The organism is Polaromonas sp. P4_F9, assembly GCF_056401235.1.
Genome location: NZ_JBFUJT010000001.1, coordinates 319,226 through 335,803 on the forward strand (window position 1 = coordinate 319,226; position 16,578 = coordinate 335,803).

The window sequence follows — 16,578 nt, forward strand, 5'->3', positions numbered from 1 at the left end:
GCCTCGGGAGCTACACGCAGTGAGCGACCGTGGGGGCTCAAATAATGCGCTTACTGCTGGTGGAAGACGACGCCATGATCGGCGAGACCGTGCTGCACGTGCTGCGTGCAGAGCACTACGCCGTGGACTGGGTACGCGACGGCAGCATGGCCGACCAGGCCCTGCGCACCGAGCAGTACGACCTGGTGCTGCTCGACCTCGGCCTGCCGCAGCGCGATGGGCTGGAAGTGTTGCGCTCACTGCGCGCGCGGCGCAACGCGACACCGGTGCTGGTGGCCACGGCGCGCGACGCCATCGGCGACCGGATCGCCGGTCTGGATGCCGGTGCCGACGACTATGTGGTCAAACCCTATGACATCGACGAGCTGCTGGCCCGCATACGCGCCCTGATACGGCGCAGCGCCGGCCGGGGCGAACCGGTGTTTGAGCACAAGGGTGTCCGCCTCAACCCCGCCACCCGCGAAGCCAGCGTTCATGGCCAGCCAGTGTCGCTGTCCGCACGTGAGTGGGCCGTGCTGGAGGCCCTGCTGGCCCGCCCCGGTGTGGTGCTCTCACGCGCCCAGCTGGAGGAAAAACTGTTCAGCTGGAAAGACGAGGTCAGCAGCAACGCGGTGGAAGTCTATATTCACGGCGTGCGCAAAAAGCTCGGCAACGAGCTGATACAGACCGTGCGCGGCCTGGGCTACCTGGTACCCAAGGAATGAGCCGCACCACCCCGCCGCCGGCCACCGGCACGCACTCGCTGCGGGGCCGGCTGCTGTGGTTTGTGCTGGCCGCCATCCTGCTGGCCGCGCTGCTGCAGGCCGCGACCGCCTACCGCGGCGCCCTGCAGCAGGCCGACGCCATGTTCGACGACCATCTGCAGCAGATGGCCCGTTCGCTGCGCAGCGGCATTCCCCTGGGCTCACCGCTGATCGACGGCGACGAAGACGCCAGCTTTGACCTCTATGTGCAGATCTGGGGCCAGGACGGCACCCAGCTCTTTCGCTCGACCCGCTCGGCCTTGCCGCCGCGTGCGGTCCTGGGTTTTTCCGATGTCGAGGCCAACGGCAATCGCTACCGGGTCTATACACTGCAGACCGCCCTGCAAACCGTTCAGATCGCGCAAGACCTCGACGCGCGTTCGGCGCGTGCCCGCGCACTCGCCCTCAGGGCGGTGCTGCCCTTTGCCCTGCTCACCCCGCTGCTGATGCTCGCGGTGTGGTGGGTGATCAGCCTGTCGCTGGCGCCCATAGAACGCGCCCGCCGCCAGGTGGCCGGCCGGTCGGCGGACGACTTTTCTCCGCTGGCCCCGACCGGCCTGCCCGACGAGGTGCGCCCACTGGTCGATGAACTCAACCTGCTGTTCGGCCGGGTGCGCGGCGCATTCGATGCGCAGAAGAATTTTGTCGCCGATGCGGCGCACGAGTTGCGCTCACCCCTCACGGCCCTGAAGCTCCAGGCCCAGGCGCTGCGCCGCGGTGATGACGATCCGGCGACGCACGAAGCGGGCATTGCGCGGCTGAACCAGGGCATAGACCGGGCGATACGCCTGGTGGAACAGCTGCTGGTGCTGGCGCGCGAAGAAGCCGGCCCGGGGGAAAATCCCGAGGGCAGCGATGACGTCAACCTGCACGAGGTGGTCAAACTGGCGGTGGCCGATGTCTTGCCGCTGGCGCGGCACAAACAGATTGACCTGGGCCTGGCCGACCCGCCGGACGCGCAGATGCCACCGGTCTCCGGCCAGGGCGAAGCCCTGCGCGTCATGCTGCGCAACCTGCTCGACAACGCCGTCAAGTACACGCCGGCGGGCGGTCAGGTCGACGTGTCGCTGCAGCTGCAGCATGGCCAGCCGGTGCTGACGGTGGAAGACAGCGGGCCCGGCATTGCGGCGCAGGACCGCCCACGCGTGTTCGACCGTTTCTTTCGCGCCAGCGACGTGGCGCTGGAAACCGGCAGCGGCCTGGGGCTGGCGATTGTCAAGGCGATTGCCGAGCGGCACGGCGCAACACTGGCGCTGGAGCGCTCGTCCCGGCTGGGAGGGCTGAAGGTTGAGATCCGCTTTGCGGCCGGCCCTACGGCCACTACGGCTGCTTCGGCCGCAGCGCAATAGCCACTGCGGGGCCGCGCCCACCCGCCCATCTGCTCACCTTAAGCCTCGTCTAAGGCTGGCTCCCCATAGTTAGTCCTGTGGGCACCGATGCGTGTCCGATGTGTGTTCGATGTATATCTCCAACCCAAGGAAGCCAACCATGACATCCGCAGCATTGAAAAATACCCGACTGGTCGTTGCCCTGCTGGCCGCTGGCGCCATAGGTGGCGCCAGCGTCAGCGCACTGAATGCCCTGCATGGCAGCGCCGCTGCCGCCATCGCCCCTACCTCCGCAGCCGCAACCGTTGCCGACAATGTGGCCAGCACGCCCGTGGCGCTGCCCGACTTCTCCCGGATCACCGAGCGCCACGGCCCGGCAGTCGTCAACATCAGCGTCACCGGCACCACCAAGGTGTCCAGCGGATCACCCCTGGCCCAGGGCGATGATGACGACGATGCCCTGGCTGGTGACCCATTTTTCGAGTTCTTCCGCCGCTTCCAGCAGGGGCAGGGCCGACAGGGCCGCGGCGGGCAGCAGGAAGTTCCCACCCGGGGCCAGGGCTCCGGCTTCATCGTGAGCAGCGACGGCATCATCCTGACCAATGCGCACGTGGTGCGCGATGCCCGCGAAGTCACGGTCAAGCTGACCGACCGGCGCGAATTCCGCGCCAAGGTGCTGGGCGCCGATCCGAGGACCGACGTCGCCGTGCTGCGGATTGCCGCCAGCAACCTGCCGGTGGTGACACTGGGCAAAACCAGCGAACTGAAGGTCGGCGAGTGGGTGCTGGCAATTGGTTCGCCCTTCGGTTTTGAAAACACCGTGACGGCCGGCGTCGTCAGCGCCAAGGGCCGATCCCTGCCCGACGACAGCACCGTGCCTTTCATCCAGACCGACGTCGCCATCAACCCCGGCAACTCGGGCGGCCCGCTGTTCAATGCCCGCGGCGAGGTGGTCGGCATCAATTCACAGATCTACTCCCGCAGCGGCGGCTATCAAGGTGTGTCGTTTGCGATTCCTATCGATATAGCGGTCAGGATCCAGAAGCAGATCGTGGCCAACGGCAAGGTGGAGCATGCGCGCCTGGGCGTAGCGGTGCAGGAAGTGAACCAGACCTTTGCCGACTCGTTCAAACTCGACAAACCGGAAGGCGCCCTGGTGTCCACGGTTGAAAAAGGCAGCCCGGCCGAGAAGGCGGGCCTGCAGTCCGGCGACGTGATTCGCAAGGTCAATGGCCAACCCATCGTCTCCTCGGGCGACCTGTCGGCTCTCATTGGCCTGGCCGCCCCCGGCGACACCGTCGCGCTCGACGTCTGGCGCCAGGGCGCCGCCAAATCGCTCACGGCACGACTGGCCAGTGCCGACGACAAGTCCGCCCAGGCCGCCAGCAAAAAAGATTCACCCAGCCAGGGCAAGCTGGGCCTGGCCCTGCGTCCGCTGCAGCCCGACGAAAGGCAGGAGGCAGGCCTCGACAGCGGCCTGGTGGTCCAGCAAGCCAGCGGCCCGGCGGCCTTGGCCGGCGTGCAGGCTGGCGACGTACTGATCGCCATCAATGGCACACCGGTCAGGAATGTCGAGCAGGTGCGCAGCGTGGTCGCCAAAGCGGACAAATCGGTGGCGCTGCTCATCCAGCGTGGCGACAGCAAGATTTTTGTGCCAGTGAACCTGGGCTGAGATCAGCGGAAACAGCGAAAACTGCGAAAGGATGGGTGCAGGGTGAGCGGTACCAGGTGGGCGATGCCGCGAGGCAGCCCTCAAGCGCAGTAGCGTAGTGGCCCGTAGCGCGGATCAGCCGCGGGCCTGCGGCCCTTCCCTGTCCCAGGTATCGGCCGTTATTCCCCCATTCAGCAGGCGAAACTTCTCCACCTTATCCGTCGGGGTTTTGGGCAGCGCGGGCAGAAACCGGAAGTAGCGGGGAACCATGAACCGCGCCATGCGTGTCGCGCAAAAGTCGGCCAGCGCCTGGGCGCTGATGTTGGCGGACTCACGCGCCACCACGCAGGCCATCACCTCTTCTTCCGTCATTTCGCTGGGAACGCCGATCACGGCACACTCCAGAATATCGGGATGCGCTTCGACGACCATCTCCACTTCCGCGGCGGAAATGTTCTCACCGCGCCTGCGCACCATGTCCTTGCGACGCCCCACAAAATACAGGTAGCCCTCTTCGTCGGCACGCAGTACGTCTCCGGTATGAAACCACCCATGGCGAAACGCCTTGAGGGTTTCATCGGGCATGCCGAAATACCCCTCCATGAGCATCGACGGTGCGGTGGCGCGAATGACGAGTTCACCCGCAACGCCGGCAGGTACGGCAACGCCCTCTTCATCCACCAGCTGAACCTCAAACGGTCCGATCGGTTGGCCACACGAACCCGGGCGCCGGGCCGCATCCAGCGGCATGTAAATCATGGCGCCCACTTCGGTTGAGCCATACAACTCCACCAGGCGGCAACCGAACCGCTCCTCAAACTGAGGCGCCCACGCCGGTAGCGGCACACCCCAGCCCAGGCGCGCGGGGTTGTCCCTGTCGCCGGGTTGTGGGGGCTGTTTCCACAACATGGTGAGCGTCGCGCCCATGAAGTCAAACACCGTGGCGCCAAGGGCGCGCACTTCATCCCAATACCGGGAAACGCTGAATTTCTCACCGATGGCGGCCACACTCCGCAACAGCAGCGCCGGCGCAATCGTCATGACCGCCGCGTCCAGGTGAAACATTGGATAAGGACAATACAGCACGTCGTCATGGCGCAGCCCCAGCCCTTTGATCACCAGGCTGGCCTGCCCCAGCACGAAGCGATGAGAGATCATGGCGGCTTTGGACCGGCCCGTGGTTCCCGAGGTGTACAGCAGCAGTGACAGCTCGGAAAAGCTGATTGCCAGAGAAGGCGCCGGAGATTCCTGCGATGCGGAATCCCTGAGCACGGCATAGGCCAGCAAGGGCCGGCCGTTTAGCGCTGGTGAAAGTAGCGACGGTGACGCCTCTCCGACCACCACAATTTTTTCTACCGTGGCCAGTTCCGGCAATATCTCCTGCAGTGGGGCCAGCAGCGATGCATGCACAAGAACGAGCCGGCTTCTGACCAGATTGATGGCACTGGCCAATACGGCGCCCCGGAAGGACGTGTTGACCGGCGCTGTCACGGCGCGAGTTTGGATAGGGCAAACCAGGTCATGGCGAATTCGATGCAGTTGGGCAGCATCAAGGTCACGTTTTGCCCTCGCCCCACGCCCTGGCGCATCAAACCATGGGCCAGGAGATCCGTCTCGACGTCCACCTGCCGGTAGGTCCACTCGCCATGCAGCATCCGGATGAAAACCTTGTCGGGGACCTCGGCGGCAGCCTGGCGCAGCTCTCCCCCGAGGGAGGCGCAAACGGGGGGCGTCCAGCAGGCCTCACCCGCGCCGGCAAGATTCTCGCCCATGCCTATGCTCATGCTTACGCTCACGCGCCGCTTCCCTGCGAATCAACGGGGGCGCCGTTGCCTGCGGAGTCCCCCGTGAACGCCGGCGTCTCCCCGTGCGCTGCCACCTCCCAGTGTTCACGGCGGTTGGGTACCGCGCCATCGATGCGCAGCGTGGACCCCGAGATAAAGGCCGCCGCGGGGGACAGCAGAAACGTGATGGCGGCAGAAACCTCCGCCTCCGTTCCCAAGCGGCCTGCGGGAACCAGGCTCGCAAAGCGGTTGATCATCGGCCGGTACCGGTCCGGGTATGTTTCCAGCCCCGAGGAGGCAATCCATCCGGGGGCTACGGCGTTGACCCGTATCGGCGCCCATTCATACGCCAGCGTCTCTGTCAGGTTCAGCATACCGGCGCGGGCGGCGCCCGAATGTGCCATGCCCGGCATTCCCATCCACATGTCGGCCAGCATGTTGACGATCACTCCACCGTTTTGGGCCTTCATGTACTGGCGGTAGACCTCCCGCGCCATCAGAAACCCACCGGTGAGGTTGTTGCGCACGACGGCGTCCCAGCCGTTGGCCGAAATAGCCTCTGCCGGACTGAAGAACTGGCCTCCGGCGTTGTTGACAAGCCCGTCAATGCGCTGGAGGTCATGCAGGGCCCGGCTCACCGTTTCAGTCACGCCGCCTTCATCCCTGATATCGCAGGTGTACACGAAGGCCGCACTCCCGGACTCGCCAAGGGATTCACGGGCGCGTTCGAGCTTGGCGGCATCCCGCCCGATCAGCGCAACGCGCGCGCCCAACGACGTCAGCTCTCTGGCCAGCTTCAGGCCGATACCCGAACCGCCGCCGGTGATGAGGTAGGCCTTGTCCTCAAAAAGCCCGGGCCGGAAAATCGCCCCGTAGGCCGCCGCGCCCGATACGGGCGGAGATACAGACAAAGGTATAGGCCGAGGTACAGGCGAAGGTGCAGGTGCAGGTGCAGGTGCAGGTGTTGGAGGATGGGGCATGACTTGATGTGGATGAAAAATAGAAATATGATTATGACGTCAGTTTTTTATTAATGCAATAATCCTGCACCTGATGACCATCCTCATCATCCATTCCGCTCACCGATCACCCTCACCGTTCCATCCATGACCGACTCAGCAACCCTTGAAAGCGTCGCCGCAGACCCGACCGTCTTCGCCTACCGCGACGTGCTTCTGGCTCAATCCGGGCAGGAGGGCCTGCGCAAGGGGGCGCGGACCGAGCTCCGGATTCGCTGGGCGGCATGCGCACTGCTGGAGGAATGCTCCCTGTCCGGCTTGAAGGTTCAGGACATCTGCACCCGCTCGGAAATCGCCCAGGGAACTTTTTACCAATATTTCCCCGACAGAGACACCTTGCTCAGCGCGCTGCTGAGCGATTTCGTTTCCTTTTTGGGAAAGCGGACGATAGCGGCAACATGGGGAAGCGAAGGCCACCTGGCCTCCGTTGCCTTGTCCACGCGGGCCTTTTGCGAGCTGTTCGCGCAGAACCGCGGCCTGATGAAGTGCCTGCTCAATCACGATGAGGCATTTCCGCAGGCGCGAAAGATCCTGCAGACACTCAACACGGCCTGGATAGAAAAGGTCGTCAGCTCGATCAAGAAGAAACGGCCTCCCCAGGCGGGCAAAAAGACCTCTGACCGTGAGTTGCGCCGGCGCTGCTACGCGCTCGGCTCCATGGTCGACCAGTACCTGGCCTCCATCTATCTGTATGAAGATGCGGAAGTAAGTGCCGTGGCGGGCGACCTGGACAGCATCGTGGCAACGCTGACGTTTATCTGGAACCAAGCGTTCGCGCAGGAGTTCCTACCGCAGCAACCCATCCACCGAACCTGACGCAAACACAAACACAAACACAAAGGAAGAAACCATGGAGACAAGCAATGTCGCAAGTACTTTTTGAAAAACACGGGCCCGTCGCCATCGTCACGCTCAATCGCCAGGAGCGCCTGAACGCCATCAGCGAAACGCTGCTGGACGACCTGCACGCCACCCTGCTCAAGGCCCAGCTCGATGAGGACATCAAGGCCATTGTGCTTGCCGGCGCAGGCCGGGCGTTTTGCGCGGGTGCCGACCTGAAGGAATTTTCCGGACAAGCCGCCACCGCCCGGGACACATCGAACTATGCCGAGAAAATCCAGCAGGTCACGCGCGACATCATGTTCAGCGGCAAGCCCGTTGTCGGGGCCATCCAGGGGTTTGCCGTGGGCGGGGGGTTCGAGTGGGTGCTCAACTGCGACATGGTGGTAGCGGCCGAAGATGTGGTCTGCTTCTTCCCCGAAATGAGCTGGGGACAGTTTGTGACCGGTGGCGTCACCCATCTGTTGCCCCAGGCTGTGGGCCATCAGCGTGCCATGGAACTCTGGTTGCTGGGTGAAAAGCAAAGTGCCGATGCGCTGTACCGGCTCGGCCTGGTCAACCGCGTGGTGCCCAAAGAGAAAGTGCTGGAGACTGCGATCGCGCTGGCCGAGAAGATCAGCGAGCGCTCCACTTTCACCGTGTCGCGCCTGAAAAAGATGGTCAATACGCAACTGTCGGGTCAGCTGGCAACTGCCTTGCAGCTGGAAGCCGAAGCAGCGGCCAGTGCCATGGGAAACGAGGACACCCAACAACGCGTTGCGGGCTTTACCGCCCGATAAACAGGGCAGCACTTTGCACCGCTGAAGCCTTTTTTGAAACTGAAATTGCATGACGGTGATGACCGCGCGATGACCGTGGCTGCCTGGCCCGGGCCTTGATTCGTGTCCTCGCCGACCCTCGGCATTTGTTCGCCGCGGACGCACCGGACCACGTGCCAACGTGAGAAAAATTACACCGGCACGCCTGATTCCAAAAAACTTTCAAACCGCCGGGCTGCCAAACTGGCTACGATGCGGGTCGAGAACCCAGGAGTTACCCCCACCCATGCCCGTCATCACCAATATCGAAGACCTGCGCGTTCTGGCGCAAAAACGTGTTCCCCGCATGTTCTACGACTATGCCGACTCCGGCTCGTGGACGGAGAGCACCTACCGCGCCAACGAAAGCGACTTCCAGAAGATCAAGCTGCGCCAGCGTGTGGCCGTCAACATGGAAAACCGCAGCACGGCGACCCGGATGATTGGGCAAAAGGTTGCCATGCCGGTGGCGATCGCCCCGACGGGCCTCACTGGCATGCAGCATGCCGACGGCGAAATCCTGGGCGCCCGCGCCGCCAAAAAATTCGGCATTCCGTTCACGCTGTCCACCATGAGCATCTGCTCCATCGAGGACGTCGCCGCCGGCACGGACCGCCACCCTTTCTGGTTCCAGCTGTATGTGATGAAAGACCGCACCTTCATCGAAGGCTTGATCGACCGCGCCAAAGCCGCCAATTGCTCGGCGCTGGTGCTCACATTGGACCTGCAAATCCTCGGCCAGCGCCACAAGGACCTGAAAAACGGCCTGAGCGCACCGCCCAAACCCACACTCGCAACCATCCTCAACCTGATGACCAAGCCCCGCTGGGGCTTGGGCATGCTGGGGACCAAACGCCACGGCTTTGGCAACATCGTCGGCCACGTCAAGGGCGTCGACAACATGGGCTCGCTCTCGGAATGGACGGCCAAGCAGTTCGACCCGGGCCTGAACTGGGGCGATGTCGAATGGATCAAGAAGCGCTGGGGCGGCAAGCTGATCCTCAAGGGCATCCAGGACGTGGAAGATGCGAAATTGGCCGTCAACTCGGGCGCTGACGCGTTGATCGTGTCCAACCATGGCGGCCGCCAACTCGATGGGGCGGCCTCATCCATCTCTGCCCTGCCGGAGATCGTGGAAGCGGTGGGCCAGCAAATTGAAGTGCACATGGACGGCGGTATTCGCTCGGGGCAGGATGTGCTGAAGGCAACGGCGCTGGGAGCCAAGGGCACCTACGTCGGCCGCGCCTTCCTGTACGGCCTGGGCGCCATGGGCGAACAAGGCGTGACGAAAGCGCTGGAGATCATCCACAAGGAGCTGGACCTGACCATGGCGTTTTGCGGCCGCACCAATATCAACACGGTGGACAAAAGCATCCTGCTGCCCGGCACCTACCCGGCCTGACGAGCGAGGCCGACGCGCAAGGGTGGTGGGCGGTCCAGGCCGCCCCTCACGTCGCCCCGCTCGGTGCATCGACGCCTAGAAACTGTGGCGGATGCCCACCTCGTAGCCGCTCGACTTGCCCCCCAGCGTTGTACCGGTGGCCGTCAGGCCCTGAACGCCGATCGATTTCTGGGCACCCGCCTTGTTGCTCAGGTGTCCATAGCTTCCATAGACCTGCGTCCGCTTGGACAGGTTGTAGCCATAGCCCACGGCGTATTTGCGCCAGTCGGCGTTGCTGGAGGCCGTATCGTAGCGACTGACTTGCGCACGCACTTCACCGGCGCCGACAGGGGCCGTCAGCCCCAGCTCAATGGCGGTGATTTTCGCGGTGCCGGTTTTTTCGGTAGCCCACAACAGCATGGGCTTGACCATGCCCAAGTCGTAGGAGGCCCCCACGTTGCGGATCTCGATGTCCTGCGCTGCGGTCGCACCCTTGAGCTTGCCGGCGGCCAATGCTGCATTTACCGGGCCGCTGCGGTAGCCGAAACGGGCACCGGCATAGTTACCCTGGTGGGTGTTGGTGGCCGTGGCGGGCGGCTCGCCAAACGCGTACTGCACCTGTCCGTAGAAACCACCCAGGTTACCTGGCAGGAAATAGCTGACCGCATTGCTGATCTGGATAGGTGCTCCGAGCATGATGAAGGCCATGTTGCCCCCGACGCCGTTGGTGAGGAAGGGATCGAAGATGAGGGTACTCAGGAAGGTGGCCGAATCATCGCGTCCCAGGCGCACTTCGCCGAACGGGCCGGACAGGCTGACCGTGGAGCGGCGGTTGAAGCTCAGGCCGCCGCCCGCCCCCTTGCCGCTGCCGGTGTCAACATCCAGCCCGGCTTCCAGCCAGAAGCTGGCGGCCAGGCCGCCGCCGAGGTCTTCTGTGCCGCGAAAGCCCCAGCGGCTGATGTTGGCGCCACCGGTGGACACGCCGGTCTTGGAGATGCCGGTGCCCGTCAGGTGAGCCACGCCCACGTCGAGGACGCCAAACAGCGTCACGGAAGACTGGGCCGATGCACAGCCGGCCGCAGCCATCGCCGCAGCGGCGATCAGGGATTTTTTCATGAGTTTCTCCTCCGGCCAATGTGGCCGGTTGTTGGTTTTTGGAAATGAAGGCGGGGAGGACGGGGCCCTCCGGCCGAAGATGCGGCCAGTTCCCAAACCCGTCCAGCGGGAAATTCAGCGGTCCGGGCTCAGAGGTCCAGGGCCAGCGAGTCGCTCTTGCAGCCAGAAACGCACAGCATCATGACCTTGTTGCTGGCGCGCTCCTTGGCGCTGAGGATGGAGTCGCGGTGATCGGGCTCGCCGGCAAGCACCCGGGTTTCACACGATCCGCACACACCTTCGCAGCAGCTGTGGTCAACCGACACTCCGGCATCGAGCAGGGTGTCCAGAATTGACTTGCCCGGCTTGATGGTGATGGTGCGGCCGCTGCGGCGAAGCTCGACGGTGAAGGTTGCATGCGCATTGGCCGATGCGGCCACGGCCACGGCAGAAAAGCGCTCGATGTGGGCGTTCTCATGCCCGAGTTCCCCGCAGATTTTCTCGAAGGCGTCGAGCATGACCGTCGGGCCGCAGGCGTAGTAATGCGTCTGTGCGTCGGGTGCCCGCGCCGACAGCAGCGCCTTGAGGTCGGGCGGGCCACCCTTTTCGTCGTCGAAGTGCAGCATCAGCGGCATGCCCAGCGCCTCAAGCTCAACCACAAACGCCGCGCCCTGGCGTGAACGCGCGAAGTACATCACTTCGAAGGCCTTGCCCGCCGCCTTGAGCCGGCGCGCCATGCTCAGAATGGGCGTGACGCCGATGCCACCCGCGATCAGCACGGTGTGCCCGGCCTCTTCGTGCAGCGGGAAGTTGTTGCGGGGCGCGGAGATGGGCAGCCGCATGCCGACACGCAACTGCTCATGCACGCAGCGCGAGCCGCCGCGGCTGGCCCGGTCACGGAGCACACCCACCACGTAACGGTTGCGCTCCTCGCACGAATTGGACAGCGAGTAGCTGCGCTCCATGCCGTTGGGCAGGTGCAGGTCAATGTGCGAGCCCGCCGTGAACGCTGGAAACTCCGTTCCGGGCAAGGGCCGCAATTCGACGCTGATCACATCGTCGGCTTCATGGCGCAACGTGTGGACGAAGGCGTTCAAGGTAGTAGACATGATGGTTAGAGGCTCAAGGGCTCAAAAGGGACACAAGGATGAATCAGGCCGGATTACCGGCCGTCGAAGCAGCCTCCAGTTGCTCTTCAGCAAGGTTGCGCAGGTGGCGGCGCAGCCGCACCACGCCGATGTCATGCTGGTACAGGTTTTCGTGCTGGTTCGCGTCGGGTTCCATTTGCTCCAGCATGATGCGGTCCTGCTCAAGCACTGCCCAGTGGCGTGCCTCCAGCCGGTTGCGATACAAAAACCTCCAGGTGTCACGCTGCCAGGACGACACCTTGCGGCAACGCCAGAAGAACACCGCTGTCGTGTTGCCATCAACCGGCGTGGCACAGCCAACGATCGCAAAATTGCCGCCAGGGCCACCGGACTTCGGATAGGGAATTTCCAGCCGCATCCAGTGCACACCGGTGCTGCCCCATTCCGTCCAGTCGAAGTTGACGCCGCGCTGGCCGGTCTTTTCAAACACAAAGCCCGTGTCGGTCGTGCGGATCTGGAACGTGGCCGTGCTCTCACCTTCGGCCATGGAATGGGACTGCTTGTGCAGGAAGGTGCCGTGCATCGGATCCATCACATTGTCGAGCGCATAGCGGTAGTCGCCTTTCCACTCGGCATAGCACAGGAAATGCGAATACTCCGGCGAGCTGAGCTCTTCGGGCATGGTCATGAGCGGCGGCGTGTCGATGTTCACATCGCTGTTGTAGAGGAAGATGGCGCCCCACGCTTCCTGCACATGGAAAGACAGCGCCGCGCGCGTGCCTTCGAGCTTGCAGCCCGGGCTTCCCGGCACCTTGGTCACGGTGCCGTCGCAACGCACTTCGACACCGTGGTAGGGGCAGGCGAGCCGGTCACCCAGCACCATGCCCTGCGACAGCGGCGCGCCGCGGTGCGGGCAGCGGTCTTCCAGCGCATGCAGCGTGCCGGTTGCATCGCGCCACAGGGCAATCTTCTTGCCCAGCCGGCGCAGTGAAATCGGCCGCTCGCCGACAAAACCCGACGGGCAGATGGGATACCAGAGATTCTTCAGGCCGTCCTTCAGCAATGCGTCGACGGGGTCTTTGGTGAAAGTGATGGTGTTCATGGTCTCTCTCCTCTTTCCTTAGTTGCCGAGGCGGGCCATCAGGGTCTGGAAGCCCTGCTCGGTCCACGCCTGCCCGTTCTCGCTGGACGGACCGGTACGGTTGAGGCAGGCCACCAGTTCTGGCAGCGTGTGGGCGCCTTCCGCGAAGGCGCGCTCAATGGCGTCGCCCAGCAGGTCTTCAAAGGTGGTGGGGGCACGCTGGCGTGCCTGGTGGGGGTCGAGGTAGCGGTCGGTTTGCATCAGGGGTCTCCTTTGATGTCAATCGGGTCTGTGGGGTCAATCAATTCAGACAGGTCGGTCAGATCAGCAGGTTGGTCGGATCAGTCGGCCTGGATGCCGAATTCCTTGATGATCTTGCCGAAGTGCTCGTAGTCGCCAGCATTGGCCTTGGCCAGCCGCGACGGGTCACCACCGGCCGGGAGCGCACCGAACGTGACCATCTTGGCGGTCACATCGGGCATCTTGAGAATCTCGTTGAGGTGGCTGTTGAGCGTTTTGGTGATGTCGGCAGGCAGGCCCTTGGGCCCGAACAGCCCCTGCCAGGCGCCCACCTCCACGTCCTTGTAGCCCAGCTCGGTCAGCGTCGGCACATTGGGCGCCAGGGAGGAGCGCTGGGGTTGCGCCACGGCCAGCGCCACCACCTTGCCGGTGGCAATGTGCGGCGCGACCGGGCCGTAGGTCATGAAGGTCACCGGCACGTGGCCACCCAGCAGGTCGTTGACTGCCGGCGCCACACCGCGGTAAGGCACGTGCGAAATCTTCACGCCGGCAGACTTGTTGAACATCTCGCCCAGAATGTGCATCGGTGAGCCGCTGCCGGGGCTGGCATAAGACAGCATCTTGACCCTGGACAGGGCGACCAGCTCCTTGACATCCTTGGCGCCGGCGGAAGTGCTGGCCGCGATGAACAGCGGCTGGAGACTGGTCTGGACGATGGGGGTGAAGCCATTCAGCACGTCGTAGCTCGTTCCGGAACCGGTCTTGAGCACCAGCGGCGCGATGGAGAAGGTGCTGGGCGCGAGCAGCAGGGTATAGCCATCCGCGGGTGCCTTGGCCACGTAGGCGCTGCCTATGGTGCCACTGGCGCCGGGGCGGTTGTCGACGATCACCGGCTGGCCGAGGCGGGCCGTCAGCTTTTCGGCATACAGGCGTGCCATGGCATCGGTGTCTCCACCGGCCGGGTAGGCCACGACCAGCGTGATGGGTTTGCTCGGATAGGCCTGGGCCATGGCGCTGCCCGCGGACAATGCGGCACCCATGCAGGCAGCCAGGGCGAGTGCTTGACGTCGTGTGAATTTCATAACGGTTTCCTGAAACTAAAAATAAAACCCGGCATCACCGGAACTGGGGGCAAAGCTTGGGATGGCGTCGGCTGCGTTCGCGGACGGGCCGGCAAAAGAAATGCGGTCCTGCGGCCCACCGGGCGGCAATGGCGCGATGATCCGGAAAGGTCCTGAGGCAAGGAACTTTTCCGCAGGCGTCTGGGCTACAAGGAGGCCCAAACCCAGCACCGCCAAGGTGGCGAATAACAGCCGCGAAAACCCGCACTCGCAACCGCGACGGACCGAGGGCTTAGGTGGTAATAAGGTCGAACTCATACAGCCTCCGGTAAAAGTTATCGACATCGGCCTGTGCCTGCTCGCGCATGCGGACGTTTCGGGTCACACAGGTAGTGGCGCTTTCCATGCCACCGGCCTCGCCGACGCGGCGCGACACATCCTGCACAAACTGGCATTTGGACTGGCGACGTGCACCGAATTCCAGCAGCACCTGCGCAACATCCTGGCCCTCTGAGAGCATGCTGACCAGCACATTGCTGTCTTCGATGGCCATCGTGCCGCCCTGGCCCATGAAAGGCGTTGAGGCATGGGCCGCGTCGCCAATCAAGAGCACTTGACCTTTGCTCCAGGGCTGGGGCAGCCGGACCTCTTCCACTGCGGTGTAAAACACCTGCGAAGGATCAAGGATGTCATTGAGCAGCGGCGCGGCCGGGCCGGCAAATTCAGCGAACTTTTCACGCATGGTCAGGTGCAGGCGTGCAGGGTCATAGCGCGGATGGCCGGGCTCGTTGCTGGTGGCATAGACGTAGAGCTGGTCCTGGCTGATGGGCATGATGCCCAGGCGCTTGCCAACACCCATCATCATGATTTTTTCGCGCAGCTCGGGCGGCCGGCGGTGGATACTGCGCCATACACCAAAGCCAGTGTCCACGGGCTCAAGGACGCCAAACAGCATGGTGCGAATCTTCGAGCGGATGCCGTCTGCGCCCACCATCAGGCTTGCTTCGATCTTGCTTCCGTCATTCAGGGTCGCAATCACGACACCGCGCTCGGGGCTGTCCTCTATGGAAGCCACGGTGGTGCCAAGGCGTACCTCCACGCCAAGCGAACGCATGCGGCCCGCGAGAACCCGGTGCATCTCGGAACGGCGAACACCCAAAATAGGCGGCAAGGTGGTGCCGGGCGCGCTCGGGTAACGGGTCTCGGTAATCAGCTCTCCGTGTAGGTCAAAGTAGAGATTGCGGCCCTGCTCGATGGCAAACCCGCACTCCAGAATCCCGGGCAGTACGCCCAGTTTTTGCAGCTCCGCCAACCCGTTGCTGTAGATAAAAATGCCCGAGCTGTGAAAATTCCAAGCATCAAGCTTTTCCGCGACCGTCACGCGTATCCCGCGTTGCGCCAGCGCTATCGCAAGCGAGCACCCGGCAATGCCACCACCAACAATCAGAACACCGCGTTCCAGAAGTTTCATGTCAAGCTTCCTTTCCAGTGGACGGTTTTGTATCGGTCAGGAACCCACTGCCGGGCTGCACTTTGGACTGGCGGCGTGTATTGCCATCAATGCCGCCTTCGATCGCCCATTCGGCAAATACCGTCGGGCCCGGCTCAAAATCGCGCGGCTGCCAGTCGGCCGTGAGCTGGTCTTCGTCGGCGTAATACTCGACGAGCGCACCCGCCGGGTTTTTGAAGTACCAGAAGTAGGCCGATGAGATCGGATGCCGGCCCGGGCCTAACTGGGTCTCCCAGCCGCAGCGCGAGATGTGCATGCCGCCGCCGAACACCTCGTGGATGTCGCGCACCGTGAAGGCCACATGGTTGAGCCCGGCATCGCCCGCGGGGCGCTGCAACAGGAAGATGTCATGGTGGCCGCCGTCGGGTGCGCAGCGCAGGAAGGCACCGCGGCCGGGATAATGGTCGGAAGCGGCGAAGCCAAAGCTCTCGAGATAAAAGCGCTCGCAGGCCACCACGTCCTTGACGAAGAACACCACGTGCCCCACTTCAATGGGCATGGCGCGCTCGTAGGCCGGGCTGGGCTTGTTGACGCGATGCTTGCTGCTCCAGGTGTTGTGCTCGGCGCACTCCACGTCGATCTGGCGTTTGCGCGTGACCTGCAGGCGCACGGACAAGCCGTTGGGGTCGGTGCAGCCGATGCGGCCGGCCTCCTGCACAAAGCCCTGCTGCTGGCGGATATTGTCGGCGTAGCGCGCAAGGTCGGCCTCGCTCTCCACACCCCACACCACCTGGCGCAGCGTCGGCCCCGCCTCCATCGCGGGCGGCAGGCCGGTGCGGCTGGTGGCGGCCACGATCACGCGGCAGCCATTCAGGGTTTCAAACACCAGTTGATCGGCCTCCTCGTTGACCAGGGACAGCCCCCAGTCCAGGAAGAAGCGGCGGCAGGTCGGCAGGTCGTCCGCGCCGTAAGTGATTTCGTCTATGCCCAGTACGCTCATGTAATAACTCCTTGTGTCGC

The 16,578-nt window shown here is 63.7% G+C and carries 16 protein-coding genes; 6 read left to right on the top strand and 10 right to left on the bottom strand.

Going from position 1 to position 16,578, the window contains the following annotated elements:
• Window positions 1-44 precede the first annotated feature (44 nt).
• From AC1DUB_RS01490 to AC1DUB_RS01500, 3 genes are all read left to right on the top strand, one after another.
• A complete protein-coding gene (locus tag AC1DUB_RS01490; RefSeq protein ID WP_477727984.1) occupies window positions 45-704 on the top strand; it encodes a response regulator in 660 nt (219 codons plus the stop codon).
• Window positions 701-2,092, top strand: a complete 1,392-nt coding sequence (locus tag AC1DUB_RS01495) for an ATP-binding protein (RefSeq protein WP_477727985.1) — start codon at window positions 701-703, stop codon at window positions 2,090-2,092. Before AC1DUB_RS01490 ends, AC1DUB_RS01495 begins: the two co-directional genes overlap by 4 nt.
• Before the next feature lie 139 nt (window positions 2,093-2,231).
• Window positions 2,232-3,743 (top strand): Do family serine endopeptidase, encoded by a 1,512-nt coding sequence (locus tag AC1DUB_RS01500; protein WP_477727986.1) that lies wholly within the window; start codon window positions 2,232-2,234, stop codon window positions 3,741-3,743.
• A 114-nt stretch (window positions 3,744-3,857) separates the two neighbouring features.
• Here AC1DUB_RS01500 and AC1DUB_RS01505 read toward each other — a convergent pair whose 3' ends face one another.
• Genes AC1DUB_RS01505 through AC1DUB_RS01515 form a run of 3 tightly spaced genes read right to left on the bottom strand, consistent with a single transcriptional unit; the run spans window position 3,858 to window position 6,417 of the window.
• Window positions 3,858-5,213 (bottom strand): AMP-binding protein, encoded by a 1,356-nt coding sequence (locus AC1DUB_RS01505; RefSeq protein ID WP_477727987.1) that lies wholly within the window; start codon window positions 5,211-5,213, stop codon window positions 3,858-3,860.
• Window positions 5,210-5,518: an AMP-binding protein gene (locus tag AC1DUB_RS01510; protein ID WP_477727988.1), complete on the bottom strand. Its 309-nt coding sequence runs from the start codon at window positions 5,516-5,518 to the stop codon at window positions 5,210-5,212. The genes AC1DUB_RS01505 and AC1DUB_RS01510 overlap by 4 nt, the downstream gene beginning before the upstream one ends.
• Window positions 5,515-6,417 (bottom strand): SDR family oxidoreductase, encoded by a 903-nt coding sequence (locus AC1DUB_RS01515; protein WP_477727989.1) that lies wholly within the window; start codon window positions 6,415-6,417, stop codon window positions 5,515-5,517. Before AC1DUB_RS01515 ends, AC1DUB_RS01510 begins: the two co-directional genes overlap by 4 nt.
• A gap of 195 nt (window positions 6,418-6,612) precedes the next feature.
• Here AC1DUB_RS01515 and AC1DUB_RS01520 point away from each other — a divergent pair, with 195 nt between their 5' ends.
• From AC1DUB_RS01520 to AC1DUB_RS01530, 3 genes are all read left to right on the top strand, one after another.
• On the top strand, window positions 6,613-7,341 hold the full coding sequence (locus AC1DUB_RS01520) for a TetR/AcrR family transcriptional regulator (RefSeq protein ID WP_477727990.1): 729 nt from the start codon (window positions 6,613-6,615) through the stop codon (window positions 7,339-7,341).
• Between the two features lie 47 nt (window positions 7,342-7,388).
• Window positions 7,389-8,144, top strand: a complete 756-nt coding sequence (locus tag AC1DUB_RS01525; protein WP_477727991.1) for an enoyl-CoA hydratase/isomerase family protein — start codon at window positions 7,389-7,391, stop codon at window positions 8,142-8,144.
• Window positions 8,145-8,409: 265 nt separating this feature from the next.
• Complete coding sequence (locus tag AC1DUB_RS01530; protein ID WP_477727992.1) at window positions 8,410-9,564, top strand: alpha-hydroxy acid oxidase; 1,155 nt, start codon at window positions 8,410-8,412, stop codon at window positions 9,562-9,564.
• A gap of 75 nt (window positions 9,565-9,639) precedes the next feature.
• Here the strand turns inward: AC1DUB_RS01530 and AC1DUB_RS01535 are convergent, their stop codons facing one another.
• The 7 genes from AC1DUB_RS01535 to AC1DUB_RS01565 all read right to left on the bottom strand — a co-directional run bounded on the left by AC1DUB_RS01535 (window position 9,640) and on the right by AC1DUB_RS01565 (window position 16,558).
• Window positions 9,640-10,659 carry a porin gene (locus AC1DUB_RS01535; RefSeq protein WP_477727993.1) on the bottom strand — a complete coding sequence of 340 codons (1,020 nt, stop codon included), beginning with the start codon at window positions 10,657-10,659 and terminating at the stop codon, window positions 9,640-9,642.
• Window positions 10,660-10,787: 128 nt separating this feature from the next.
• Window positions 10,788-11,747 carry a PDR/VanB family oxidoreductase gene (locus AC1DUB_RS01540; protein ID WP_477727994.1) on the bottom strand — a complete coding sequence of 320 codons (960 nt, stop codon included), beginning with the start codon at window positions 11,745-11,747 and terminating at the stop codon, window positions 10,788-10,790.
• Between the two features lie 43 nt (window positions 11,748-11,790).
• Window positions 11,791-12,828, bottom strand: a complete 1,038-nt coding sequence (locus AC1DUB_RS01545; RefSeq protein WP_477727995.1) for an aromatic ring-hydroxylating dioxygenase subunit alpha — start codon at window positions 12,826-12,828, stop codon at window positions 11,791-11,793.
• Window positions 12,829-12,846: 18 nt separating this feature from the next.
• Window positions 12,847-13,068 carry a recombinase-like helix-turn-helix domain-containing protein gene (locus AC1DUB_RS01550; RefSeq protein WP_477727996.1) on the bottom strand — a complete coding sequence of 74 codons (222 nt, stop codon included), beginning with the start codon at window positions 13,066-13,068 and terminating at the stop codon, window positions 12,847-12,849.
• An 80-nt stretch (window positions 13,069-13,148) separates the two neighbouring features.
• Window positions 13,149-14,129 (bottom strand): Bug family tripartite tricarboxylate transporter substrate binding protein, encoded by a 981-nt coding sequence (locus AC1DUB_RS01555; protein WP_477727997.1) that lies wholly within the window; start codon window positions 14,127-14,129, stop codon window positions 13,149-13,151.
• A 271-nt stretch (window positions 14,130-14,400) separates the two neighbouring features.
• The gene (locus AC1DUB_RS01560) at window positions 14,401-15,579 is read right to left on the bottom strand and encodes an FAD-dependent oxidoreductase (RefSeq protein ID WP_477727998.1); all 1,179 of its coding nucleotides are present in this window, start codon (window positions 15,577-15,579) and stop codon (window positions 14,401-14,403) included.
• Between the two features lies 1 nt (window position 15,580).
• On the bottom strand, window positions 15,581-16,558 hold the full coding sequence (locus AC1DUB_RS01565) for a VOC family protein (RefSeq protein ID WP_477727999.1): 978 nt from the start codon (window positions 16,556-16,558) through the stop codon (window positions 15,581-15,583).
• Window positions 16,559-16,578 lie beyond the last annotated feature (20 nt).